Annotated in this window: 19 protein-coding genes; 10 read left to right on the top strand and 9 right to left on the bottom strand. The window is 49.7% G+C overall.

Annotation, left to right across the window (positions count from 1 at the left end):
* Positions 1-3: 3 nt before the first annotated feature.
* Entirely contained in the window at positions 4-585 is a 582-nt protein-coding gene (locus ABEB26_RS09970; RefSeq protein ID WP_345721837.1) for an IS607 family transposase, read from the bottom strand.
* 321 nt (positions 586-906) lie between these two features.
* On the opposite strand from ABEB26_RS09970, the gene ABEB26_RS09965 reads away from it, so the two are divergent.
* Positions 907-2,388, top strand: coding sequence for a SulP family inorganic anion transporter (locus tag ABEB26_RS09965; RefSeq protein WP_345721836.1), 1,482 nt, complete (start codon positions 907-909; stop codon positions 2,386-2,388).
* Positions 2,389-2,495: 107 nt separating this feature from the next.
* On the opposite strand, the gene ABEB26_RS09960 is transcribed toward ABEB26_RS09965, so the two are convergent.
* Positions 2,496-3,515, bottom strand: a complete 1,020-nt coding sequence (locus tag ABEB26_RS09960; RefSeq protein ID WP_345721835.1) for a LacI family DNA-binding transcriptional regulator — start codon at positions 3,513-3,515, stop codon at positions 2,496-2,498.
* Between the two features lie 358 nt (positions 3,516-3,873).
* On the opposite strand from ABEB26_RS09960, the gene ABEB26_RS09955 reads away from it, so the two are divergent.
* The 3 genes from ABEB26_RS09955 to ABEB26_RS09945 all read left to right on the top strand — a co-directional run bounded on the left by ABEB26_RS09955 (position 3,874) and on the right by ABEB26_RS09945 (position 6,193).
* On the top strand, positions 3,874-4,236 hold the full coding sequence (locus ABEB26_RS09955) for a hypothetical protein (RefSeq protein ID WP_345721834.1): 363 nt from the start codon (positions 3,874-3,876) through the stop codon (positions 4,234-4,236).
* A 528-nt stretch (positions 4,237-4,764) separates the two neighbouring features.
* The gene (locus ABEB26_RS09950) at positions 4,765-5,664 is read left to right on the top strand and encodes a PhzF family phenazine biosynthesis protein (protein ID WP_345721833.1); all 900 of its coding nucleotides are present in this window, start codon (positions 4,765-4,767) and stop codon (positions 5,662-5,664) included.
* Between the two features lie 4 nt (positions 5,665-5,668).
* On the top strand, positions 5,669-6,193 hold the full coding sequence (locus ABEB26_RS09945; protein ID WP_486348303.1) for a gamma carbonic anhydrase family protein: 525 nt from the start codon (positions 5,669-5,671) through the stop codon (positions 6,191-6,193).
* 199 nt (positions 6,194-6,392) lie between these two features.
* Here ABEB26_RS09945 and ABEB26_RS09940 read toward each other — a convergent pair whose 3' ends face one another.
* Positions 6,393-6,848 carry a hypothetical protein gene (locus tag ABEB26_RS09940; RefSeq protein ID WP_345721831.1) on the bottom strand — a complete coding sequence of 152 codons (456 nt, stop codon included), beginning with the start codon at positions 6,846-6,848 and terminating at the stop codon, positions 6,393-6,395.
* Positions 6,849-6,851: 3 nt separating this feature from the next.
* Between ABEB26_RS09940 and ABEB26_RS09935 the strand changes: the two genes are divergently transcribed.
* Positions 6,852-7,214, top strand: coding sequence for a hypothetical protein (locus ABEB26_RS09935; protein WP_345721830.1), 363 nt, complete (start codon positions 6,852-6,854; stop codon positions 7,212-7,214).
* Between the two features lie 290 nt (positions 7,215-7,504).
* Here the strand turns inward: ABEB26_RS09935 and ABEB26_RS09930 are convergent, their stop codons facing one another.
* A complete protein-coding gene (locus ABEB26_RS09930) occupies positions 7,505-10,738 on the bottom strand; it encodes a HEAT repeat domain-containing protein (RefSeq protein WP_345721829.1) in 3,234 nt (1,077 codons plus the stop codon).
* 197 nt (positions 10,739-10,935) lie between these two features.
* Complete coding sequence (locus tag ABEB26_RS09925) at positions 10,936-14,034, bottom strand: type ISP restriction/modification enzyme (protein WP_345721828.1); 3,099 nt, start codon at positions 14,032-14,034, stop codon at positions 10,936-10,938.
* Between the two features lie 352 nt (positions 14,035-14,386).
* Here ABEB26_RS09925 and ABEB26_RS09920 point away from each other — a divergent pair, with 352 nt between their 5' ends.
* From ABEB26_RS09920 to ABEB26_RS09910, 3 genes are all read left to right on the top strand, one after another.
* Positions 14,387-14,959, top strand: coding sequence for an RNA polymerase sigma factor (locus ABEB26_RS09920; protein ID WP_345721827.1), 573 nt, complete (start codon positions 14,387-14,389; stop codon positions 14,957-14,959).
* Positions 14,949-15,689: a hypothetical protein gene (locus tag ABEB26_RS09915; protein WP_345721826.1), complete on the top strand. Its 741-nt coding sequence runs from the start codon at positions 14,949-14,951 to the stop codon at positions 15,687-15,689. The genes ABEB26_RS09920 and ABEB26_RS09915 overlap by 11 nt, the downstream gene beginning before the upstream one ends.
* Positions 15,690-15,811: 122 nt before the next feature.
* Positions 15,812-15,964: a hypothetical protein gene (locus tag ABEB26_RS09910; protein ID WP_345721825.1), complete on the top strand. Its 153-nt coding sequence runs from the start codon at positions 15,812-15,814 to the stop codon at positions 15,962-15,964.
* 436 nt (positions 15,965-16,400) lie between these two features.
* Here the strand turns inward: ABEB26_RS09910 and ABEB26_RS09905 are convergent, their stop codons facing one another.
* Positions 16,401-16,913, bottom strand: coding sequence for a hypothetical protein (locus ABEB26_RS09905; RefSeq protein WP_345721824.1), 513 nt, complete (start codon positions 16,911-16,913; stop codon positions 16,401-16,403).
* Between the two features lie 177 nt (positions 16,914-17,090).
* Here ABEB26_RS09905 and ABEB26_RS09900 point away from each other — a divergent pair, with 177 nt between their 5' ends.
* Complete coding sequence (locus ABEB26_RS09900) at positions 17,091-18,980, top strand: hypothetical protein (RefSeq protein ID WP_345721823.1); 1,890 nt, start codon at positions 17,091-17,093, stop codon at positions 18,978-18,980.
* A 203-nt stretch (positions 18,981-19,183) separates the two neighbouring features.
* Here ABEB26_RS09900 and ABEB26_RS09895 read toward each other — a convergent pair whose 3' ends face one another.
* Positions 19,184-20,920 (bottom strand): glycosyl hydrolase family 18 protein, encoded by a 1,737-nt coding sequence (locus ABEB26_RS09895; protein ID WP_345721822.1) that lies wholly within the window; start codon positions 20,918-20,920, stop codon positions 19,184-19,186.
* Positions 20,921-21,018: 98 nt separating this feature from the next.
* Here ABEB26_RS09895 and ABEB26_RS09890 point away from each other — a divergent pair, with 98 nt between their 5' ends.
* Positions 21,019-22,101, top strand: a complete 1,083-nt coding sequence (locus ABEB26_RS09890; RefSeq protein WP_345721821.1) for an RNA-guided endonuclease InsQ/TnpB family protein — start codon at positions 21,019-21,021, stop codon at positions 22,099-22,101.
* Positions 22,102-22,216: 115 nt separating this feature from the next.
* On the opposite strand, the gene ABEB26_RS09885 is transcribed toward ABEB26_RS09890, so the two are convergent.
* Entirely contained in the window at positions 22,217-24,238 is a 2,022-nt protein-coding gene (locus ABEB26_RS09885; protein WP_345721819.1) for a cellulase family glycosylhydrolase, read from the bottom strand.
* 258 nt (positions 24,239-24,496) lie between these two features.
* Positions 24,497-26,080, bottom strand: coding sequence for a hypothetical protein (locus tag ABEB26_RS09880; RefSeq protein ID WP_345721818.1), 1,584 nt, complete (start codon positions 26,078-26,080; stop codon positions 24,497-24,499).
* Positions 26,081-26,482: the final 402 nt, after the last annotated feature.

The following is a 26,482-nucleotide window of genomic DNA, read 5'->3' as shown; positions in this document are numbered from 1 at the left end:
GCATTATTGATCGGGTGCATGTTGGCTTTGAAGACTCGCACGCTGGGCAGCAAGCAACGCAGCGACTTCAGCCGCATCAGTTGCCAGTTCCGCTTCATCGGTGAGGTCAAGCATAGGACTGACAATAACGACCTCGGTTTGAAAACTGGCACATATGCTTAGAATCACCTCAGCACCAAAGCGGAGCAAACGCTGCCGATGGGCAATCACGAGCCGCTCGACCTCGCGGGCACAAATGCGCTGAATGAGCTGTTGTAAGCCTGGTTTTTCGCCACTTAGGCCTGAGCCAAAATCGTATATCGCTTCATAGTCCCAGCCATGTGCTCGACAAAATCCGTCGAGCATGTGGCGTTGTTGGGCGAGAAGCGGCTGATCATCAACACTGGCTACACGGATGTACGCCACTGTGACCCGATGGGTTGGTTGCGACAACTGACTCAGAACTTGACGTAATTCGCCCATGTCATAGCGCCGATGGCCGCCACTCGTCCGATCGGCATTAATTTTGCCCGCTGCTTCCCAGCGCCGCAAGGTTTCTTGCGACATCCCAAGTAAATCGGCAGCTTCGCGAATTGATACTTTCATAGCCTGAGTATACTCGGAGTTCTGTCTTTTCGCAAAATCTCTCAAAATCTTGACAAAATCTCTAAAACTTCCTATGCTTGTGTAAGTTCTTCCACGATGGTATTCAGATTGCAATCGAGATTCATGTTAATCTTGATTGCTCCTCTTGATGCCGGAAGCACCCGCTATCCAACGTCGGATAGGCGTTGATATCCATGGATGGTGGAACCCTGTGCTTCGGGCCTCGCATGATTGCTCCGTATGGTTTGTTTTCCCGTATGTTGCTTCTGCATGAGCTATAGGCGGGTGTCTGCGTTTCATTAATTGGGCTAAGGAGTTTTTGTGATTGGTACATCTTGGCGGAAGCAATGGTTTTTTAATATCCGTGCGGATCTTTTATCGGGGCTGGTCGTGGCGTTAGCCCTGATTCCTGAGGCGATTGCCTTTTCGTTAATTGCGGGAGTTGATCCCCAAGTGGGCTTGTATGCTTCAGTAGCAATCTTATTTGTGACGGCGCTCGTCGGTGGGCGACCTGGGATGATTTCGGCGGCGACAGCAGCGATGGCTTTGCTGATGATAACCTTGGTCAAGGAGCATGGGCTACAATATCTGTTTGCTGCGACGATTCTGACTGGGTTTGTGCAGATTGGTTTGGGTATCCTGCGGGTTGATCGGTTGCTGCGGTTTGTCCCGCGGGCAGTGATGATCGGCTTTGTCAATGCCTTGGCGATTCTGATTGTGCTGGCCCAAATGCCGGAGTTTGCGGGCGCATCGTGGGTGATGTATGCAATGGTGGTTGGCAGTTTGGCGATTATCTATGGCTTGCCGCGCCTTACCAAAGCCGTGCCATCGCCGTTGGTGGCCATTGTGATTATGACGATTATCACGTTGGTTTTTAAATTGCAGGTGCGCACGGTTGGTGATCTGGGGCAATTGCCCACGAGTTTGCCGATCTTTGCCCTTCCAGCGGTTCCCGTAACGTTGGAAACCCTCTGGATTGTCCTACCCTATGCCTTTCCCATGGCGATCGTTGGCTTATTGGAATCGTTCCTCACTGCGACCTTACTTGATGATGTGACCGATACTCCGAGCAACAAACAACAAGAAGCGGTTGGTCAAGGCTTGTCCAATATTGTTGCAGGGTGTTTTGGCGGGATGGCGGGCTGTGCCATGATCGGTCAATCGATTATTAATGTGAAATCAGGCGGACGTGGGCGGCTCTCGACTTTCGCGGCAGGAACTTGGCTCTTGCTCTTGATGCTGGTTGCCGCCGATTGGTTACGCGAGATTCCGATGGGGGTCTTGGTGGCGGTGATGTTTATGGTGGGGATTGGAACCTTCGACTGGGCAGCATTGAAACAGGTACGGGTACTGCCCCGCAGTGAAACGATCGTGATGATTGCCACCGTGGTTGCGGTGGTACACACCCATGATCTGTCGATTGGGGTTGGGATTGGCATTTTGCTCAGTGCGATCTTCTTTGCGCGACGCGTTGCCAAGATCTTCAGCGTTACCACCGCGCTGGATTCGACAGGACAGGTCATGACGATTCATGTGCATGGCCAACTCTTCTTTGTCTCAACCGAGACCTTCCTGAAAACCATTCCGTGGCATGAGCATGTGCAGCAAATGATTATCGATCTGACCCATGCCCATCTCTGGGATAGTGCGGCGGTTGGGGCGATTGATAAAGTGGTGCTCAAGGGTCGTCGCCAAGGCAAACTCATGGAGGTTATCGGCCTGAACCATGCCAGTGCTACGATCGTCGATGGCCTTGGTCTCTACCATAAAGAGGATGCACCAGATCAGGAGTTTGCCCACTAACCGCGATTAATCCGTTTACCTGACCCTGATGCCTGCACCATCAGGGTCACTCATAGAGCAATGATATACCTAAGCGATCTAGATCTCGCGAAATTTTAGAAGCTGGTTTATTGTTTGAGCATCCAACATGAATCGCGAATGACTAAGCGGGTTGGCACGGTATGCAATAACTGGCTTGATTCACGATTTTGCAACATATCAATTAATAGTTGAACCCCCAACGACCCCATTTCACGAATCGATTGATCGATCGTGGTCAGGCGGGGTGTAGTTTGCATGGTTTCGGGAATGTTATCGAAGCCAATTACCGAGAGATCTTGGGGTACATTCAAGCTTAGTTCTTTGGCTGCTTCGAGTACTCCGATGGCTGTGCGATCGTTAGCGGCAAAAATGGCGGTTGGTGGATTGGGCTGATTCATCAGGCGATAGGTGGCGTTTTTGCCACAAGCTGAGGTAAAATCACCCTCACATACTAGAGCTGCTTCGAATTCAATTCCGGCTTTTGCTAAGCCATCTTTGTAGCCTTCGAAGCGTTGTAAGGCGCTCCATGCCGAGGGATGGCCTTGCACAAAGCCAATTCGGCGATGCCCAAGACTTACTAAATAATCGACGGCTTGAATTGCCCCTTCATGATTGGTTGCCACGACGGAGGGCACTTCGGCTCCCGCTCCATGGGGGTCGATCACCACGATTTTGGCATTTTCTTGGAAGGTGGGGGCTGAGGGCGAGACGATAATACAGCCATCGGTTAGGCCGCTGCTCAATAAGGCCACATGCTCGCGCTCCCACGAGGCCCGTTTGTTGCGGGTCGGGCTGCCACTGGTATAAATCAATAAATCGTAGCCCGAATTTTCAATTGCTGCGCCCACGCCTTTGATCACTTCATGATAATAAACTTCGATCAACTCTGGAACCAACAAACCAATCACGTTGGTGGTTCGGCTGCGCATACTTTTGGCGGCGAGGCTGGCAGTGTAATTCAAGTCGTCGATAACTTGGCGCACTTTTTTATAGGTTTCAGGCGATACATCATCTTTATTATTAAGCACTCGCGAGGCTGTGCTTACCGAAACGCCCGCTGCCTTGGCTACATCGTGGATGGTGACTGTCGATTGTTTTGAACGCACAGCGCTACCTCAATATGTACATGAAAAGCTCTGGAAACGATACCGGAAACGATATCATGATAACAGGTTGGTGTTAAATGTCAATTAATTGGCCGTGCACCCCCCACAGATCTCGGGTTTCGTGCTTTGGCCGGGCTACCACCATGCGCCTAGATTGCGTAGGTTTGGGCCGACCAACTCGGGCGTATCCAATGGACTATGCGGTTGGTTATGGCGAAACGTTGGTCAAGTCCGAGGATGATTTAAGTGCATAGTATACCATTCATCATCGTCTACGTGGCTGTATCCAACAAGCTTGGTTGCGCGTAGATTAAGCTTGTATACTAAATCAAGTTTAATATCTGATTGGAGATTTACGATGAGAACGGTTAATCATCCCACTAACAAGCGCTGGAGTTTGCTGATTGCGCGGGTACTGAATGCGCTAAGTTTTGGTTTAATCCTCATGTTGTTCTATCCTAGCCTGCAAAGCAACCAACTGTATGCAGTTTTAGGCTTGGTGGTGGCGATTGGTATGCTTTGGCTGACCAAACGTTTGACCAGCAATCCCGCCGAGTATCAAGCCCGTGGCATCTATCTGCATGTGGCGATTGTGCTGAGTTTGTTGGTCATTGGCTTTGGCTTGGGTTTTTCGAGCCTGCAATTACTTGGTGGTTGCTTGATTTGGGCTGTAGTTGGGTTGGTTGATGGCGCGATTCGGCTGCGTAAACAAGCCTTATGAGTTATGACCTGCCCTTCTACCGTTGATTTGGGACTAGAGTAGGTTTTTATAGCATACCACCTCGAACGACCAATTCATTAATTCATTGCTGGATGCGTGATGCCCCTGATTGCGCTTGAGGGGATGCAGGGGGATTAATGATCGCTCATCATATGTGCTGGGTCTTGTTTGTGCCCTCACCCCCTAGCCCCCTCTCCCGCCCAGCAGGCGGGGGGAAACACTGGATCATGACTATTGGATCTCCCCTCGCCCGCCGCCGTGGGAGAGGGGTCGGGGGTGAGGGCATGCTGGCGGGTTTTAAAAACCTACCCACGCAAGAGATTAAAGCCCCTTGAGGCGGGACGGAAGGGTGGTGATCGTTGATGATTTTTGTTAAAAACCTATTCTTGAAAGATCCAGCATACAGGATGCGGGGCGGTTTGTATCCAAAATGAGCAAAATAGGTGCTTGAACGAAGCAATGGCAACCACAACGAGCAGCCATCGTGCTAGAATGAAGCTAGATTAACCCTAGTTTGAGGATCGTTCCATGCCACGCTGGCGAGAAATTGTCCAAGTTGATGCGTTCGCTCATGTTCCGTTTACTGGTAATTCAGCGGCGGTGTTGCTCGATACTGCTGGGCTTGATCCGGTGGTGATGCAGCGTTTAGCCCGCGAGATGAATGTTTCTGAGACGGCCTTCGTATTACCGAGCAGCCAAGCCGATTTGCAATTACGTTGGTTTACTCCGACGGTCGAAGTGCCTTTATGTGGCCATGCTACGGTTGCTGCTTGCCATGCCTTGGCCGAACGCGGCCATTTAGTGATTCCTGGGCGCTATCAAATTGAAACCGCCTCGGGGATTTTGGCGGTCGAGTTGCAAGAGAGCAAGACCTCGGCTTGTAAAGTTTGGTTGGATATTCCAGTGCCCGAATTTGAGCCGCTTGAGCTGCAAATTGTGGCGCTGACCGCCGCACTCGGTTTAGATGAAGCCGATATTCGCAGCGATATTCCACCAACTCGGGGTGGCAATTACGGCTATATTGGTTGTCATAATTTGGCCAATCTTTTGGCGATTAAGCCCAATATGAACGATGTGCGCTTTCTCTGCCAAAGCCATGAATTAACAGCTTTGGTGCTTTACTGCCTCGAAGGGCTTGATGCTGAAAGTGCCGTGCATTTACGCTTCTTCGGCCCCGTGATTGGTATCGACGAAGACCCTGTGACTGGCTCGGCCCAAGGCCCATTGGGTGCGTTATTGGTTGGGGTTGGGGCGATCGCTCAAGCCGATGGCAGTAATTTGGTGCAATATCGCGCTGAACAAGGCGATGCAATGGGCCGACCTGGTCGTTTAGAAGTGGCGGTGCAGTTCGATCAAGAGGCCCAAATCATTAGCTCACGGATTGGCGGCGAGGCTTTGACGATTCTGCGTGGTCATGTTTTAGCCTAGAGGTGTGTCGGTGGAGTATCAATTTCCTTGCATCAGCGATCGGGTTTCATGCGCCGAAGGGGTGTATATTGCGCCTCAAGCTTTGGTTTGTGGTGCAGTCGAGTTGGCCGCCGATGTGAGCGTTTGGCCGATGACTGTGATTCGCGGCGATAAAGGCCTGATTCGAATTGGCGCAGGTTGTAACATTCAAGATGGCTCGATTTTGCATGCCGACCCTGATGCTTGGCTGACGATCGGCACAGGCGTAAGCATCGGTCATGGCGCGATTGTCCATGGTTGTACGGTTGGCGATGATGTGCTAATTGGCATGGGCGCGGTGATTTTGAACCATGCTCAGATTGGACGCGGCTCGTTGATTGGGGCGCGGGCTTTGGTTACCGAGGGCATGATCGTTCCGCCCAATTCGCTGGTTTTGGGCATTCCAGGCAAAATTCGCCCTTTAGATGATGCGCATCTTGAGCGGATTCGCCGCACTGCCGAAAATTATATCGCCCTGAAAAATGCCTACCTTGCGGCTGCCAGAGCTTGAAATAGTTAAGTTTAGCTTTGTGCTTTTGGCATTCGTTAATTGTCCTTTAGGGGGTGCAGGGGGATGAAAACACCCTGCGTTCCCCGCCTTGAGGCGGGGCGGAGGGGTGGTGATCAGGTTAGCGCCTAGAATGCCTGATTTTTGTACTTCAACAATTCCATTCCAATGGCAATTCATGTTCACAGATAGCACAGACAAACTATTGATCTTTGATCAGATTAATCATGTCACAGGCTGGGCAACGCCGAAAATCGTAGCTTGTTGCCCAGCCGCCAGCATGCGGCAGTCCAATTTGATCAAGCACTGGCTGAACGACAGACCATGTGCTTGGCTCTGGGCAATAGCCAGTTGATTGATTGGTCAGTTCACAGCTTACTAATAACCTTGCCTCAAAAATAAATGTGATTTCGCCAGCCGCCAAAACATGGTCACCACGAGCACAAGCCACATGCTCAGAACGCTGATCAGCGATCCAAAGCGTGGCTTTGGGATCAATAATAAAGCTAGCGGTTAGGTGCTGCTTGTGGCGCGATGTTGGTTGGGTTGCAACCCATTGATCAACATCGGCAATAGTACGAATGATGTGGCGCTGCGAACGCTCATCCCATGCGTGTAGCAATGCTGGTGGCCCAATATAGGGATATAGGTGAGGCATTCGATGATGACCTATACGCTGATCAAAGAATATGTGCTTGATCTTCAGCAAAAACTACCAAGTTTGCATAATATTGTGCTTTCGCACCCCGATTTTATGGCTGCTGCAAACGACAATCATGCAATTGTGCGCTTGCCCCACGGCATTCAGCTTACCAAAAATCTCATTCTTACCTTGAATGAGCCGATCAACACCTACATCATATTCCGTGATTTGCAGCAGACGTTTGCGTTGTTTGCCGTCGATTCACATACTGTCTTGATTTGCTATAGCGATACGACCCTTCGACTGGGTATGCTCATCTCCGATCTGATTATGAGTGCGCGGGAAATTCGCGCTTTACTGATGAGTAGTGCGAGCGAATAGAGCTATGCCCTCACCCCCTAGCCCCCTCTTTACAAGGGTTGGTTTTTAACAGTGGTTGGGTGGAATTCACTGGCGATTAGCATGCCCTCACCCCCTAGCCCCCTCTCCCGCCGAGCGAGCGAGGGGGAACCGATCCAGCAGTGCTCCCCTCGCCCGCCGCAGTGGGAGAGGGGTCGGGGGTGAGGGATCTTAAGACCTACCCTTGCGAGGGGGAACCATCCCATCATGACGATTGAAACGCCCCTCGCCCGCCGCAGTGGGAGAGGGGTCGGGGGTGAGGGGAAATCACTCTACTTAGTTGGCTTTGCCGCATCAGGTTGCGGCGCAAAGATAAATTGAGCTGTCGCTGCTACCAGTTCATCAGGGTCGGCCTGATATTCAGCTAGCCGTTGATAATCGTCAGGATACCAACCCCGCCGTTTGGTTTTGAAGCAAAAAGCCGCCAAACCAATGCGCCGCAGATAGGGATCGCTGGCTTGGTAGAAGTAGCTTTCAAGTTGCTCAGGTTGGCCAACCCAAATGGTATTTGTGACGTTTTCCATCACTTCCAACACTGCCCGAAAATTATCAACATTCAACAAATCTTGTTGGCGCAGCTGTTGTATGAAGTTAAACCACGCTTGCTCATCGTAGTAAAGCCCCGCTAATTGAATTTGCAAGTGGGTAGTTAATCGGTCATGAGCTAGTTCGGCAATAACTGCGTTTGCTGCTGCATGGGACGTTTGCCCGAATCGTACTTGGCTATTTAGCCTGCTCATCAGTGCGTTGATAACAGCCCGATTTGCCAAATTGTCGTGCACAATTTTACTAATAACCGCTATATCCTTAATTGCATAGATATTAATAAGCGCTGTAACCGCAAAATCTCGGAGCTTCTCAACCCCTGAATTCAGAGCCTTGGTCAATGGTTCAGCCAGGACTCGCTGAGTATCAATACCATAAAAATAGTAACAGCGACCGATTGCTGCTTTGCGCACCTCAAGGTTGGGATGCTCAATTAATGCTTTGAACAGTTGTATCAATCGAGGCAGCATGCTTGGTGGTTGGCCTGCTAACGAAATCGTCGTGAGACTCTCGACGACGGTTGGTTCGTCATGGTTAAGCAAGCGTTCAAAAATCGCCCAGGTTTCGGCTTGACTTAGATAATTATTCAGCGCATGCACCAAGGCAATCCAGACATCACGATGTAACTCGAGTGTGCTCCAGCGTAATAACTCTTGATAGGCCGCTTGGTTTTTGAGATCGCCGATCAGTCGCAGGGTTTCTTTGGCAACCGTGATTTTGGTGTTTGGGACGTTGCGCAAAATTGCAAGCGCTTGATCGGTTGGCATGCGCAGCAAAACCCGCCGCAAGGCATAAATTGCCACGCGTGCCCGCGCATCATCCAAGGCTTCGATTAAGGTTGCCACGCCATCGCTGGTTTCGCGGCGGCTCAAGGCCTCGATCGCTTTATCGCGTAAGACTACAATTGGGGCATCAAGTTGGGCCAATTCGATTAAGCGGGTTGGCGCGACTTCGCTCAGGTAGGCCAAGCGTTGGGCATACTCGACCAAATGTGGGTGTTGATGATCGGTTTGCTCGGTTTGTTTGATCAGCGCTTGAGCATAGATCTGTTGTTGTTTGGTTGTCCAGCGTTCAAAACCGCGTTGAATTGGCAACAGATAGGCCGATTTGCCAGTGCTGAATTTGCCTTTGTAGCGTTGAACTGGCAAAAATGGCGTGAGTAAATCTTGGCGTTTGGTATGCACAAAATTGTGGACTAGTGGCTGGGTGATCCAGCTGGGGTCGTTGGCCAGCAGCCGTGGCACAATTTGATTAAAGGTTTTACGAGCATGATGGTGAAGGGCATACAAAGCCCGACTAGCCGCCCAATCGAGTTGTTCATCGGCGATTTGCTCGAGCATGCGCAATAATTCGGGTACAGCTTTAATCGCTTTGCCGATAAAATTGACAATGCTCAGAATATCTTCGATTTGTTGGCGGCGCTCCCATGGCTGCATAATTGGCAAAAGCACGGTGCACAAGGCTTGGGCTTCGCTGGCGTTGAGTTCGCGGCCATAGCTTTGTACAAAAATCTTGCCTCGTTCGCGGCTAATTTGGCCAATTAATTCAATGCTAGCCTGTGGATGCACTGCTAGCAATTTACTGAGCCAGCGTTGCAACAAGCGAATACTGGCATCCGAGCAATCGCGGGCATCAAGGCTAGCCCGAATAATTTGTTCGATGCTGGGTAGGTGTTCGGTTTGCCAACGCCGCACTGGCAGTTCGCTCAAGGCGGTCAGCATCTGCACCCGTACTGGGTCTTGTTCGTTGCGCCGAGCTTGCACGAGATCTAAGGCGGCTTGAGCTTGTTCAGGCTGATAGCGCACAATGTTGATTAATGCGGCAAGTGCTTCGCCGCGATATTCGGCATCGCTATGTTTGAGTGCTGGTTGCAAGGTTTCCCAGGCTTCGTCCCAAGGCAAATAGGCAGCATGGCGAATATTCAAACGCAGATCAAAATTTAAAGCTGGCATCTGCTGCACTCGTCGAGCCTCGTGTTGGCGCTCTTGGCGTGGTAAGGCCTGCCAGAGTGCATCTTCGCGCAAGCGCACTTGTTGTTCATCAGCTTGATACCATTGGCGATGCTGCGCAGCATAGATGGCTGATCGATATTCAATCGGGGTTTTGCTAAGCCATAAGGCTGGCCGTGGCAAAAGATTTAGTTCGGCCAGCCGCAACACTTGCTCCAAGCTTAATTTTTTCAGTAAATTGCCCCATTTGATCGCGCCTGCTTGCTGGTGTTGAATAATGAGATCGGCGATTGCTTGTGGTCGGCGATAGGCCAACTCTTGCAATGGCATGGATTTTAAGGGTATTTGTTGATTTAAGGCTATTTGCACTAGCGCAAGCGCTTGATCGGGATAATCCTTGGCGAGTTCGGGCAGCGCTTGATAGAAAATCGTCTGCCGATGCCAAGTACTGAGGTCGCTATTTTGTAAGACGATTGCTAAGGCTTCGGCAGCTGCCTGCGGCTTGAAGCGGGCAAAATGGCTCCAGGCTTGGGGTTGTAAGCTATTGATAATCGCAGTTTGGTGCTGGTTGTAATAGGCTTGTGAGCCAAAAATCTGGTAGCGCGGCAGTTGCTCTGGCTCAAGTGTCGCTAAAAATGCGTCGATCAGTTCGAAGCGTTGTTGTTGGCTTAATAATTTGAGCATGCTGCGCCATAAGGCTGGGGCGAGCTGGTGCAAACTGGCTTCAACATCGGCATCGCTGCCATACACCACAATTAATTTGATCGCAAGCTGCACCAACGATTGCGCCGGATCGCCGATAAATTGGCGAATCAGGCTACTATTATGGCTGCCATAACAACTAAATAAGGCCAAGCGGCGTTGGTAAATGCTGGGGCTTTGGGCTAATTGGGCAATTAATTGGTCAATCTGCGGATCATTGGTGGCTTGTTGGCCAAGTTGCACTATGTGTTTGATCCGTTGGCTATAGGTTAATTGCTCGAACTCGTCCAATAATTGATCAAGATTCATTGATGAACTCTCCTTCTACATGCTTCGTTATGCTTGAGGGTTATTAATAGCGATCCACGAAGTGCACGAAGTATAAATGGTTCATTGGATTGACAACAGCCAGCATGCCCTCACCCCCAGCCCCTCGCCCACGGCGGCGGGCGAGGGGAGCAAATTCCTAGAGCGATTCCCCCTCGCCTGCTGGGCGGGAGAGGGGGTTAGGGGGTGAGGGAACGCTCCCCAATTCGCGCCACAAGCTCGACGGTTTTGAGGCTGACGGTGATGATTTTGCCAATCAGTCGCACAATGTACTCAGGATCGTCGTGGCGATTGGGATCGTTGCTGATGCCCGAGCGTGCATCGGTGCTGACCCGATATTGGTCGATCACCCAATCGAGTGCCGAGCGGTTGCCCAGCTTGTATTCAAAGGCCGCCGCCGGAATGCCAGCCAAGCTCAGAAAGTTGTTGTAGCGCAGGGTTGTGCGATCTTTGCTGAGTTTCATGCTTTCAACCCGCCAATTCAGTGGTTCGTCGCGGTTTTCGAGCCATTGTAAGTTGTATTCAGGCTGACTTTCGTAATTAATGTGCAGTTCGGCCAGTTCGCGGCCTGCTTGGGCCAAGGCCTGAAAATCAGCCAAGGCCACAATCGGGATGCGCGGTAGTTCACGGCGTAAGTTGGCGGCGTAGCGTTCGCGGTAGCGCGGCGCATGCAGCAGCCCATAGACATAATAAAAAATGTCCCATTTTTCGATGCTTGGCTCGTCAAGTTGGCTGCGAAAGTGCTCAAGCGCCCAATCGCTGATGTTTTCGCGTTGGTTGCTGCCATCTTCGTTGTAGACATAATATGGAAAGCATTGAAATGTATCAACGCCTGCCAAAGCATGAAGATCGACAATAGTATCGCTGATAAAGACACTAAAGTTTGAGCGATAGCCTTTATCGCTGATAATTAAGACTCGATTTTCTGCTTGAGACAGTGGAAATATCAGACCAAACCTTCCTCTTCGATGATTCAGAATATCATCGAAAAAGATACTTTTTTTAGTAAATGGCCGATATAATGAAGTTCTTAGTTTAGATTGATCAAAAATTGCACTGTTATTTTGTAACAAATGACTTTTTAAATTACTACTCCATTTGATGAGTTTATTATTATTTGTTAAGAATGTGTCTAAATCGATAGTTCTATCACTTCTTGTTAACCAACGTATTCGTTCGCTATTATAAGAATCAATCGTTCTTCGAATATTTTTCTCTAATTCAGGTTGCTCAAAATTATATACCCAGCTATCACGAGCCGTTTCTAAACCTCTACTGTACATGGTAAAGATGGCCGAATCATTAATTCCTTGTTTTGAATCTTTGCTTCCTAGTGGGATGAATGTATCAAAATTATTTTCTAAGCCATCAGTGAGCCAAGTATGTTTTTTATCAGGTGAAATTTCTTGCCACAGAAGATCATAGACATTTTTATTTTCAATTAATGCAAACTTCTCAGCACGTTTAGCATCAAAATTAACTGTGCTATAAAAGATTTTTTTATCGGTATAGTTTTTACCTTTAATTAAAAATGCGACTGAAATACCAACCATCGCTGCTAAACCAAAGACTGTATGTTGCTCACCAATTGGAATGCCATTGCGCATTGAATCCTTACGCACATTGCCCTTAAGATCCAAAATATATATTCGGTCAAAATCTTGCGCTAAATGCTTGCGCATACCATCAAAGGCTAAGCTATCAATAAAACTATTATTGGTCACAAACGCTACGATGCCCTCATCACCGTTGCGGGTGATTCGATCCGCTGCCCAGCGAAAGGCTTTAACATATGGATCTGAGAGTGCATTTTTATTAGTGGCCTGCGAATCACGGCTATAGGTCATAGCAATTTGCTGATCGATAATTTCATATTTGCGATTTTTATTATTATCGTTCTCGTTGATTTGCCATGCGTTGTAGGGCGGGTTGCCGATAATCACAAAAATATCTTGTTGTTGCTGTTTGAGCACGCGCTCGGTATTTTCGGGCACAAACAAGCCCAATTGCTGGCCTGCACCAACTTGGGCTAATTCAAAGGTATCAACCAAACAAATGCCATTGAATTCTTGATAGCTATTGGTCAATTCATAATACAAATGCTCGATATTCATCGAAGCGATGTAGTAGGGCAACAACATCACCTCGTTACAATGCAGCTCCTCGGCATATTTTTGGCGCAACTTGCTGCGCGGAATTTCGTGCATCACCCGCAGCAAAAAGTTGCCAGTGCCCACAAATGGGTCGAGCACATGCACCCCCGCGTTGCCGAGCGAGGTATTAAATTCGCGCTGCAACAACTCCTCGACCGAACGCACCATAAAATCGACAATCGGCTGCGGCGTGTAAACAATCCCGTGAGTATCAGCAACTTTAATCGAAAAACCTTGGAAGAAATTTTCGTAGACCGTGTTCAAGAAATCCTGTTTATGACCAAAATGCTCGATTGTGGCGGCGGTCGATTCGATTGCCCCATAAAAACGGTCGAGTTCACGCAAGAAATCATTGCGATTGAACGAACGCGAGGTTAATGCCTGAATCACGGTTTCAATTTCACGGGCAATCACATTACGATTAACAAAATCGGGATTATTAAACACCTTGCGAAAAATCCGCTCGGTCAATAAGTGCTGAATCAACATCTCCTCAACCGCCGAAACCGAAATATTAGGGTTGATTGCCTCGCGCACCAAGGCCATAAAACGCTCAAGCGCCGCGATAAAACGCTGATTCTTCTCGCTAATTTCGCGCTCGATCAAACGCAGAACGCCCTGAGCGAGTTCGGGCACGCGCTCGCGAAACTCGACGACTGCATGATCCCATTGCAAATATTGCGGTGGCTGATAATTGAAAAACAGCAGCAGCGCATCGATCAAGCCATCGGGATGGCTAATATCGACATCGAGCACCTGGCGCTGATTTTGCCAGAGAATAATTCGTTGGGGAGCTTGAAACAAAATATTATCAGCGGGATAGCCAGCGGCGAACTTCTTGCGCACCTCAGTTGCCAAATCATCGCTGCTATCTTTGGCTTCCCACACCCCGCGAATCAGGGTAAAACTATCGAGCAAAGCCCCATCGGCGCGAATCGAGCCTTTTTTCAAGCGGATCGAATACTGTTCGACCAACGTCCAGCCCATTTGGCTAGCACAAGTGCGGAGCAAGGCCGCAAAGGCTGGGGCAACTGCGCCCTCGTGTTGGGCACGGGCCTCGGCCAAACTGCGCAAACTAGCATAATACTCGCGCACCGCCTTATGATTTGGCTTGATCGACAGCATTGATTCAACCCTCATACACAAAAGTAGCACTATTGTACGCGAGACATGAGCAAAGAGCAACGAGGAAACATGCCCTCACCCCCTAGCCCCCTCTCCCGCCGAGCGAGCGAGGGGGAACCACCAAACGCAAGGCACCCCTCGCCCGCCGCAGTGGGAGAGGGGCTGGGGGTGAGGGCAGTAAGAACACCTCTCTCCCGCCGAGCGAGCGAGGGGGAACCACCAAACGCAAGGCACCCCTCGCCCGCCGCAGTGGGAGAGGGGCTGGGGGTGAGGGCATGTCCCCTCGTAAGATTTTTGTGGCTGCTGCGTTTCCTTATATATAACCTAGTGCTTGATTGTAGAAGGAGCGCCTATGGATCTGATAACGCGGGTTCGTGATGTGTTTACAGCGTCGCATCCGCTGGTAGACCCGGCCAGCTTTGCCCAATTCTATCAACAAACCCATGCTGTGGTTTTTCGTTACGTGTATATGCTGCATGGCTCGCCCAAGAGCGATGTTGAAGACTACACCGCCGAAGCATTTGCCCGAGCTTGGAAACAGCGCCAACGGTTTAGCGGCGACGATGAGGCCGCGTTGGGTTGGATTATTACGATTGCGCGGCGGATTGTGATTGATCAACAACGGCGTGCTTCGAGTGCTATAGGCCGACTGCGGGCGCAGCTTGATCGGCCATTGCCGCCGACTCCCGAGCAACAAGCAATTCAACGTGAGCGCCAACATTTGGCACTTGAATTATTGGCACATGTCTCGCTGACCCAGCGTGATCATCTGATTATGCGCTACTTTCTGGGCTGGCGGGTGCAGACCATCGCCCAACACCTTGGTTGTTCCGAAAACGCAGTATCCGTGAGCATCCACCGTGCCTTGCGGATTCTGCAAACCCAGCATGCAACTTTAGCCGAGGAGCTTTTCAATGACGCATAACCTATCAAACGAACACTTGCCCGTTGATGACGAACCAACCAGCCAAGCAATCGCCAACCTACTCCGTGACTTTGGCGAGCATCCGAGTAAAGAATTTCATGCTCGCCATTCCAATGCCCCGTGGTTGCAGGCGAAAGCACCGCAGCGCCAAGCCAACTGGTATTGGCGTGGCATGCTGATGGCTGGGCTTATGCTTCTGCTTTGGTTTAGCTTGCCAAGTGGCTTTGTGGCAGCATTGGGCGAGTTTTTTGGCCTGTATCGCGCCCCATCCGATACGATTGAGTCGCCGCAAAATCCCCCGCTTATCCCTTCTGCGGCGGTGACATTCGAAGAAGCCTCGGCTTTAGTTGATTTTGATATTCGCACGCCGACCCAACTACCAGCGACTGTCCAGCAATCAACAATTCGGGTGGTGGGTGAACAACCAACCATGTTTGTGCGGATTGATTATCAGGATTCATCAGGCAATAATCATTTCTCATTGAGCGCCAAACGCGGGCCACTCTACATCCAAATTGGGGCTAGCGCCGACGTTGAGATCGTGCAAGTTGGTAGTGTTAGCGGCGAATATGTAAAAGGCGGTTTTATTGTGAGAGGAACTGTCTCGGAATGGGATTCATCGTTCGATGCTCAAACCCTGCGCTGGCAAATTGGCGATATCTCGTATATGCTCTCGTCGTCGCAGCTCTCTAAACAAGAGCTGATTGATCTCGCTGTTGGAATGCAATAAAGCGCCTGGTTGCTGCTCAGCATCGCCGATTGGTTATGCTGAGCAGCATTTGCATGGTCAGCCTCAATTGCAGTATGATCAAATGGGGAATGATCTGCCCCAATGCAATTTTAGGAGGCTTTATGAACTTAGCAGCGACCTGCGAATGTGGCACCGAGTACGACCTGAATTACGTTGAACATGATGGTGGCGCGAGCTTTAGCTACGATGCCTGCCCCGACTGTGGTATCCAGCTTGATCGTGAGACCGTGGCCGAGGCCATCAACGCGGACTAACCAGGAAGTACGGCTATAGGCTTTTGGCTATCGGAGATTGATTTGAACTACCAATAATCGTTCCGATTATGCCCTCACCCCCTGACCTTTCAAGGGTAGGTTTTTAATAATCATGGATGATCACCACCCTTCCGTCCCGCCTCAAGGCGGGAGACGCAGGGGGCTTTAATCCCCCTGCACCCCCTCAAGCACATGGAGTGGCCGTCATCCATCCACCGATGAACCATGCATTCCGTGGTTCGCAGCGAAAACCAACCCTTGGAAGCTCACCCCTGCTCCCGCACGCGAAGCGAGGGAGAAACCTCTCTAGCGTTGGAACTCCCCTCGCCCACCGCAGTAGGAGCGGGGCTGGGGGTGAGGGCATGTTATTAACCCAATGAACCAATTGCCCATAGCCAAATCAGCTTTGGGTCGCTTTGTGGGGTAAGTTTGCAGTCTACTTCGACAGATCGATTGTTGTGCTATAAGTTTGCTGTTTGGTACAAGCATCATCGAGAAAATAAGTTATATCAAGCTTGACCGTTTGGGTTGGGTAGACCGTGCGATAGGCGGGCAGCATGCCGATTTCCCCTGTACGATCAAACAAATGTTTGTGCTCGCCAATATGCTGGTAGAGCGGTAAACCAATTGCTAATGGATGTTCGTGATTAATTTTATTACAGCCAACTACATCGCACATTCCGACAACAAAATTGAATTTATCATCAAGATAATGCGGTTGCATAATAAAATCTTCAAGCGGCAGCCAGCCATTAGCAGTTTGAATCGACAAGACTGGATCAGTGAGGCATGTTAGCTCATAACCAGGCACAACAATCGCAATGTAATTGGGAAATACGGTTATGCTCTCGCCTGATTCGGTGATGATTGGTTGCGGCTGGTTATTTTTCGAGTTTACACTACATCCGACTGCGAGTATCAGTAGAAGCATCCATCCAAATTGGCGCATAGCTCGCTCCTCAACTAGTGATTAGCTTTTGGTGCTAACGTGGAGGAGCATGGGTTTGTTCCAAGAAGGGATGAGAGCTAACTGATGTAATATCGTAGCTAAAAATGCTAAACTTGCGGTGCTGTAGGCTCTTTAAGTTTCAGCATTTCGTAGATCACTCTAGGAGAGGAGCGTTCCATGATTAATGATCAACCAATAATCAGCCAACCCGAAAACCTGCGGCTGTTGTATGCTTACCTCAAAGATTGTATAGACCAGCTAGCCGAACAAGCAATCATGGCGCATGAGCGCAATACTGCGTGGTTTGCAATAACGGCGGATCTGGCAGAACAGGGCCAGATTGAATTAGCAATGCCTTTTGTTTATGCCATAACCGATGCAGCGCTGGCGAAACACGCGATTCAGTGCCTCGTTCGAGCTGCAATTAACCAACAACAGACGCGCTATGTGCAGCCATTGTTGAACTATGCAATTCAATTAAATGATCGTTCCTATCGCTATCAGGCTGAATTATATTTGGCTAGTCTGACCATGGATGCTACTGATCCGCCAGCCACTCAGCTGATGGCGACGGTAATGCTTGGCTATACTAGCAATAAATCGCTAGCCAGTTTAGCCAAATTTGAAGCCGAGCAGGGCGAAATTGACGCTGCGCTCAAGCTGGCTGAGAGTATTATTAATCCTGAAATAGCCGCCCAGCTTTATTATGATCTTGCAAATATTATAGCTCTCCAAAACCCTCAGCACTCCTATTCATTGCTTCAAACTGCCTTGGCTAAGGCTAAAACAATGGCTATTGTCGAACATCGAATTAACACTTGGCGAATGGTGAATCAGGCATTACATACCAATTATGGCATCTATGATCACCAGTTTGTAGAGCAAGCAATCCTTGATTTGCCTAATAATGAAGATAAGAATGATCATTGGCGCTTGACATGGCGACTAACTGAGATATTGATCGAGGATCAGCAGTTTGATCGTGCAATAGCGCTGGCTAGGTTGGTTACACCACACCATCGCAATCATCTTTATGGTAGCATCGCTAAAGATCTCTATGTGCAGGGACAAACCGAGCAAGCCTATAAGCTGATTGAAGAGATTGACGACCCAGCCTCCCAAGTTTATGCGATTGCCGAAATTGGGGCAAATGCTTGGCCGCAGAGCTTAAATTATGCAACCACCCAAGCATTACTTGCCAAAGCCGCCGATATTGTGCGAACATTGATTTCGATCCATGGGTTAAATGGGTTGATGGATCGTTACACCTATTCGGATGCATTGCTCAAGATAACCGAAATCTATCTTACTGCTGGCGATTACGAAGCTGCCCAGCAGATTGTGCCAATGATTAGCCATCCTCAATATCGTAGTACTGCTTGGAATAGATTAGCAGCATATTTGGCTAATCGAGGCGAGTTAATTCAAGCCTATCAAGTAGTGCAACAAGCGTTGATGGTGCTTCAAACGGCTCCGCTTGAGGAACTGTATGAATATACTTTAGTTATATCGACGAGCGTGTTGCACCAATATGGGTGGGCGGATGAAGCATTGGCATTGCTTGAACACGCTGAGGTTAAGCTGCTTAAGTATATTGATGATCCAGATTGGGCTACATTGCTGATTGAGAAGTTAATTGCCCTTGGTTCGGCCTATGCCAAACAAGGCCAACGTCAAAAATATCTTGATTGTCTCGCCAATGTGGTGCGAGCATACCACCAGATTTCTGACGAATGGATATCACGACAAGGCAATAATAGCTATTGGGTTTGTGAAGCTTGGCTTAAACATGACGCTTTTGATCAAGCAGTTGCTTTTGCGGCATCAATTAAGCCAATGTATCTTGATATGGTGCTCAAACAGCTTACCAATTATGCCGCTGAGCATGGTTATGAAACGCACGTCGTGGCTTTGATTCGCGGTATATGGCTAGAAAATCAAACTACTGAGTGTTTTTGGATAATCCTTGATGCGCTTCAACCATTATTAGTTAGTTATCCTTGGCTAAATCAATCCATGACAGAGGCTGATCAGTGGTGGTTTCAGCAAAACATGCACCAAAATTGATTCATCGAGTGAACTAAATAATTAAGCTATGGGCTATCTGTTATGAGGATTTTCCCAAACCAATAGCTCATAGCCAAATCAGCTTCGTGTTCTTCGTGCTCTTCGTGGATCATTAATCACGATACCTTCGTGCCCTTCGCGCTCTTCGTGGTTAATAATGATCAACCCTGACATCTGAACCCTGAATCCTGACCCCTCGGAGTTTAGCGCACGGTTAATTCGTGGATCGACCACCAACTACCGCCGCCAGTGCTGGTGAGCCATACTCGCAGATAGCGGCTGTTTTGAGCGGCAAAGTTGACGGTTACTGCTTGGGTTGTGCCGCTGGCGCTGGCTACGGTTGCCCAGCTATTGCCATCGTTGGAAACTTGCACTTGGAAGTTGCGCGGATAATCGCCATACGATGTGCCTGCATCAAGCGTGATTTGGCTGAAACTTTGGTTATTGCCAAAATCGACCCGATACCACTGGCCTGCTGCTTGGGGCAAACCTGCACTCCAACGGGTAGTGCTGTTGGTATCAATCGCGTTGGTTGTGCTGCCACCGGTTTCGGTCGATGAAGCGCTGGTTGCCAACGCATTGCCATAAACTTCAACTTCCCACAGCGAGTAGCCCCACTCGGTAGCACGGGTGGTTGCATACACGCGCAGATAGCGCCCAACCCCGGAAACTGCCAAATCATCAGTTGCGCCATCGCTATTGCTCGTGCTATAGATCGAGCGCCACGTATTGTCGTCGTTGGAAACTTGCACCTGATAGGCGCGGCCAAAGGCGGCTTCCCATTTTAAAACCACTTGCTTGATCGCATAGACTGCGCCTAAATCAACCCGTAGCCATTGCGGATCGCTCCATGTGCTCGACCAACGGGTGGCGGCGTTGCCATCGAAGGCGAGATTTGCGCCATAGCTGCTATTTTCGGTTGATGAAGCAGTTGCGGCTTTGTTGAGTGCTACATTGCCAGTTGGCGTGCTGGGCGTGCCGAGATGGTCGGCGATAGTTTTGAGCAAGGAATCGCTGCTGGTCACAGCCGTATCTTGGCTCAATTCCCAAATCATAATCCCGCCGCCGCCCTTGCTTTTCATCAAATCGATTTTGGCTCGCATGGTTGGGCGGCCTGTGTAATATTGAGTTGCGCCGCCATACCAGCAACTATCGCTATCGGCGGAGCAACCGCCAGCGCGTAAGGTGTTGTAGCCATACCAGCCTGGGCGAGCATAAAACGGTACACCCAAGATCAATTTGGCCTTATTGCTGGTTTTGCTGCTCCAATAATCGAGCGATTGCTGGGCCAAACTATAGGGCGAGTGGCCAGCGCCGCCATCACCATCGTAGGCCATGAGCGTGATGTAATCCATAATGTCGATGGCATTGCTGGTTACACCCGAGCCGCCAGCATTGGTTGCGGCAACCGCAGCAGTTAACAATTTGCCCGAGCCGATGCGGTTGCGAATTGCTGACATCGTTTCAAAGTAAAAATCGCCAGCCTCGGGATATTCCCAATCAATATCGACCCCATCAAGATTGTATTGGTTGACAAAATTATTCAGGTTATTGGCAAAATTCGTGCGATAGCTAGCGTTAGCGGCGATACTTTCGAAGGCACTATCATCGCCGTCGTTCCAGCCACCAACTGAAATGAGCACTTTTTTGTTTTTGCTATGCGCGACCGCTACCAACTCTTGCAATTTGCTGGCGTTTTCGATTGGCTTGAGGCTGCCATCGTTGTTAGGCAACAGAAACGCATAGTTAATGTGGGTCAGTTTATCGATTTGAGCGCCGTTGACGCTGCCTTGCCACGACGGCAAATAGCCCACAATTTTATAGGCGATTTGGGCTTGGGCTGATGTGGGTTGATCAAATCCAGCGCCAAAACTCCCAGCCAGCATAATCAAAGCCAACAGCAAATAAACCTTCATGCTCAAGGCGCGTTGACGATTCATAGAAATGCGCGGCGCGGAAACCCCATCCCCTTGTGGGTGGGGAGGAAGCGCCGCCCTCCAACCTTGCACAACCGTTCGGGGTGTTGTATAATCATATTATGAAGTTGATTGCACAACTCAAATTGTTGCCTACGTCCGACCAACACGCAGCGTTGCTGCAAACGTTGGAACAGGCGAACGTCGTGTGCAATGCTATCAGCCAAACGGCGTGGCAGTCGCAAACGTTCAAACAATTTGATGTGCATACACTCGTGTACGACCACATCAGGGCAACATCGGGACTGTCGGCACAAATGGTTGTGCGGCAGATCGCTAAAGTTGCCGATGCGTACAAAATTGACCGTAAGGTGCAGCGCACATTCACCCCACACGGCGCAATCTCCTATGATGATCGTATCCTTAGTTGGAACATGCACGCGCCGTCCGTTAGTATATGGACGGTCAACGGGCGACAATCTATTCCGTTTGTGTGCGGCAAGCGACAATGGGAATTGGTGCAATCGCGGCGCGGTGAAACCGACCTTGCGTATGTCAATGGGCAGTTCTACCTCCTTGCAACGTGTGATGTTGAGGAACCAACGCCCGATGATGTTGACAGGACGATAGGCGTTGACCTCGGCATCGTGAACATTAGCACCGATAGCGATGGTGAAACCTACAGCGGCGCACAGATTGAACGGGTACGCCAGCGGTATCAACGCCGCCGTTCTGCGTTACAAGCGGTCGGAACCAAGAACGCTAAACGGCGCTTGAAATCCATCAGCGGCAAACAACGCCGCTTCCAGACCAACACAAACCATACGATAGCCAAGCGGCTTGTTGCGAAAGCCAAATGCACAAAGCGACAGATAGCGTTGGAAGATTTGACGCATATCCGTTCGCGGGTCAAGGCTTCCGGCAGACAGCAACGGGCGCGACACAGCAATTGGAGTTTCAACCAACTGCGTCAGTTTGTGACCTACAAGGCAGCCATAGCGGGGGTGCGCGTCGTGCTGGTCAATCCAACCTACACATCGCGTACCTGTAGCGCCTGTGGTCACTGCGACAAGCGCAATCGGAAGAACCAAGCCGTGTTTTGTTGTGTCGTGTGTCACTTCGCTACCTCAGCGGATTACAACGCGGCAATCAATATCGAACGGGCAGTTGTCACCCTGCCTATGGCATCAACGCTTCGGCGTTAGGTGCAAGCCCCGCCCCTTGTGGGCGGGGTGGTTGACTTTGGAATACTCCTTTAATTAATAGGTAGGGGAAGCGCCACCAATCGGCTCATTGGTGGCGCTTGCGAGGAGGCTACTGCTATGGAGCAGTCGCAACGAAGGTGAAGGCTTCCCATGCGCCGCCGATCGCATCGCGATTGGCAATTAACACAGGTGAGCCACTATTCAGATCAGTGGTGACATATTTATTATTAGCGATTGCTTGCAAGCCAAAGGTTCCGTTGCCAAGATCAACCCGGCGGAATTTTTCCCAACCCAAAACCCCGCGTGATTGAGCGATCAAGCGCCCGCCGTTGTTCAGATCGGCAGCCACATATTTATTGTTGGCCATTGACATAAACGAAACCGTGCCATCGGGATTGCTGATCATGCGGAATTTTTCCCAGCCTTGGATGCTTGGGCGATTGGCAACCAAGGGATTGTTGCCATAGTTATCGGCGCTAACATAGCTATTGTTGGCCCCAGCTTGCAGCGCAACCCACGAACCTTCAGGCGCATAAGCCCGCACCGTATTTTGAAACTGGGTGTTTGGTTGGAAATAATTAGTGCTGAAGCGTGACCATTTATCAGCAATTGTGGCAGCACTATCATTTAATAGATCTGGTACGGCTTGGGTATTATTTTGATAGAAGCCCCAGTTGCCGCCACCATTGACCTTGTATGTCCAGTTGGTCCAGGAAACATTCAAGGCATTCAAGCCTGACATGAACTTTTCATACAAATCGTAGTGGGTTGAGAACCAATATTCGCCAGCAAAGCCAGGCACATTCCAATCCTTGGTGAAGGTGGCGTATTTATCCAAGGCACTTTGAATGAAATTATTGGTCACATTCCAATCAGTGACGGTATCAAAGTTGTAGTGGTGCAATTGATACATCACATTCGTCCAGCCATAGGTTGAAGGTGGCAATGCTTGATACCAATCGTAGAAAGCTGCCATGACGATCATATGGTCGGGGTCTTTGGCTCGCACAGCATCATACAAACGATCAAAGAAATCGAATTTTTGGCGCACTTGTTGTTCGGTTTCGGCTGCACCGTTGCTCAGCAATGGTTCGTTGAGCAAATCGTAGGCGGCCACGGTTGGGTTACCACGGTAGCGCGTCGCCAAACGTTCCCAAATTTGCACCGTCCAATTTTGATAAGTTGGGTTGGTCCAGAGTTGGTTGGTGCCCGTTTGGCCACATGAATGCCATGGACAGGCAGCACCAGGAGCGCCATGCAAGTCGAGCATCACGTATAAATTGCGCTTGCTGCTTTCGCTAATCAGCCAATCGAGCTTGCGGAACGATTCAGCATCCGATTTCATGGTGCCATTGGTATTCATTAGCACCAGCCAATGGATCGGCACGCGCACCATGTTCAAGCCCATAGCCTTGATAGTATCGAGGTCGCTGGCTTGAATCCAAGTGTCTTGGTATCCGTTGATCAAACTATCGGTGGTGCTTGTGCCAAAGCGATTGGTTAAGGCTTGGCGCAAATTAAATTCATCAGCAATTTGAGCGTTGAATTCGTGAATCGACCACCAACTGCCGCTTGAGCCAGTTTGCAATACCCGAATCAGGCGGGTTACTTGGGTGCTATTGAATTGGACAGTTACCACTTGGCTCGTGCCACTGCCACTGCCAACCGTGACCCAAGCATTATTAACAAAAGCCTGGACTTGATATTGGCGCGGATAATCGCCAGTTGAAGAGCCAGCGTCGATTGTCACCCGTTCGACGGCTTGGTTGCTGCCAAGATCAACTTGGAACCATTGACCATTGGCTTGGGGGGCGTTGCTCGTCCAGCGCGTGGCGGGGTTGCCATCGATTGCGGCAGCGGCTCCACCAGCTGATCCGCTGGCAGTCCAGTTGGTGCGTGGCAAAGCGGGATAGCCTAAGGGCGACATCCAGCCTTCTTGCAGCAACCAACCGCCGAGGTTTGTGCCTTTGAGCGTGACGATTGCGCCATTACCGGAATTATTGCGTACCGTCGCGCCATTGGCCTTGAGAAAATCGCCAGCCCCAAACGCGGCTTGGGCCTTGGGGGCTGCTGAATGCTGGGCAAAAATACTACAAATAAGACCAAGAACAATAATCAGCCTACTCAGCTTTTTCATGCTGTTCCTCCTTGAACGATGATCTGCCTGTCGTACAACACTGCCTGGACAAGTCGGGCGCTCAATTGCGGGAATAACTCGGTATCGTTTCCGGAAACGATACCGATAGCATGAATCTTAACACAATTTAATACTTTGTCAAGTTAATGCACTAAGTTTGCTTAAGCGATTTGATCGATGCGGAAGTTGTTCAAAGGAGTAGGAGTCAAGGGAGTGCGGTGGCTATATTGGCAAACCACCGCACGACTGGAGTTTTGCCTACTCTTGTGGGCAAGGATAAGGCCAAACTTGCTTAAACTCCCAGCCAAAATCGCCATCTTGCCATGTATAGGTGTACAACCAAGCACACTCAAGCTCACCCATTTGCCAAGTGATGCTCAGGCCACTCACGCTAATCTCAAACTGCTGTTGATCAAGAATGCCTTGAATAGTCGCCACTTGCTGCTCAAGTTGGGCTTGATCGGCGTTGGTTGGTCGATCAAGCGTGATTGAATAGCTGATGTTTATGTTGCCATAATGACAGCCATTGCCTTCACTATTCCCGCGTATGTTCACACTTGCCTCGATTCCTGCCTGCTGCAGCGCTTGGCTAACTTGGTCTTCGGCATAGCGTGGAACTGCGGATGTACCAAAATTAATCGAACCAGTACAAGTGAATAATGGGCTATTGGTCGGTCGTGGAATCGTTGATTCAACAAGCTCTTGATGAGCACAAACCGAGCGGGCATAATCTGAGCCAAAATAGGGTGATAAGCGTGGATACCACACCTGACCTTGGGCATTTTCGGCATAATCATAGCCCCATGAACAGCCACCTTTGATGCCCCGCCAGGTAATCACCAGCATATGCGCTGGATAATCCAAACTTGGATCTTGGCGCGAATCAGCAATAATCGCCTGAAGTTGATGGGCAATCGCTTCATAGGTTTGCATGGTGTCATCAGCAGGTCGATCAATGAAGAAATGATAGCCTAGGCGAGCTGATTGATAATTGCAGCTCGTCCCTGTTCGTAACCAATAGCCAGCGGCGTAGCCCACAATTTGGGTTTGATCCAAGGCAGTTTGCAGGGGGGCTAATTCAGCTTCCGATAACGATTCGGGGTAACGCGCTGGAAAGCAATAATTACTTGGAGCAGGTGCTTCGGCAAGCTCACATACAGGATCACTAGCCTCTTTGGTTGAAGATGCGCGGCTTAAGTACCAAGCATTGCCATCAGGATTAATCGTCGTAACGTATTGATAATCCCACGAGCAACTATCCTCACCAAAACGCCAATAAATGCTTGCGCCTAATATCGGATACTGAAGCGTAGGCTGGTTTTGCAGATCGTGCATCAGCGTCTGAAGGGTTTGGGCATATTGGAGCAGCGTTGCTTGATCGGTCTCTGCGGCTACCTCAACCTCAAGATCATACATAATCCAAGCAATTGCATCGGAACAGGTTTGCCAATCGGCTCGACCATAAACCTCGGCGCGGCCACTAAATTGGGTTTGGGCAAAGGCAGCTTGGACTGCTTGCTCAGCCGTTGGCTCAAGTGGAATTCGCTCATAGTTGGCTTCACATGGTTCTCGTGAGCCATTATAGCCATGAACCGGCTGAATTTCTGGAGTGATTGTTGGTTCTTCAATTGCCTCTGTGATAGTTGGTTCGACCTTGGCTTCTGTAGTTTCCACCTCGGTTAGAGTTGGTACAAGCGTTGATTGAGTTTGTTCAGTTGCTATTTCGACTGGCTGCCCAGCTGAACGGTTAGCGATCGATTCGCTAGGTAGCGTATTGCCACAGCCACTTAATCCTACCAACAGCAACCATCCGAAACTGATTCGTTTAGCCCATGCCAGCATACACCCTCCACAAACAAACTAGATTTCGCCAATACGCTCAGCATAGCCCAACCAAATGGATGAAAAATGGCGTTTGATTAGAGACTCTGGGACTTTAAATGTTCATTTGCTTGATTATTGGGTTGCTAGTGCTGGCTTCGTGTTCTTCGTGGATCAAGCTGGGATGTCGAGCGTTGGGCATTTTACGGTTAAAAATCTTTTATTAAAAACTATTGACAAATAGCGCCAAAACTACTACATTCGTTAATGAATATTTACAATTATCTTGGGAGCGATTCCGTAACCATCGCTGCTGCCCCTTCCAAATAATTCCACTAGGGCTTGTTTCTTTGAATTTGAGACCGATTCCAAAGATGCAAGCCGAAGCTGTTGGGTTAGCACTGTTGAAACCCAGCGCATATC

Source organism: Herpetosiphon gulosus, assembly GCF_039545135.1.
Lineage (GTDB): Bacteria > Chloroflexota > Chloroflexia > Chloroflexales > Herpetosiphonaceae > Herpetosiphon > Herpetosiphon gulosus.
Note: the sequence above shows the minus strand (reverse complement) of the source record. Positions and strands in the feature narration are given on the sequence as shown.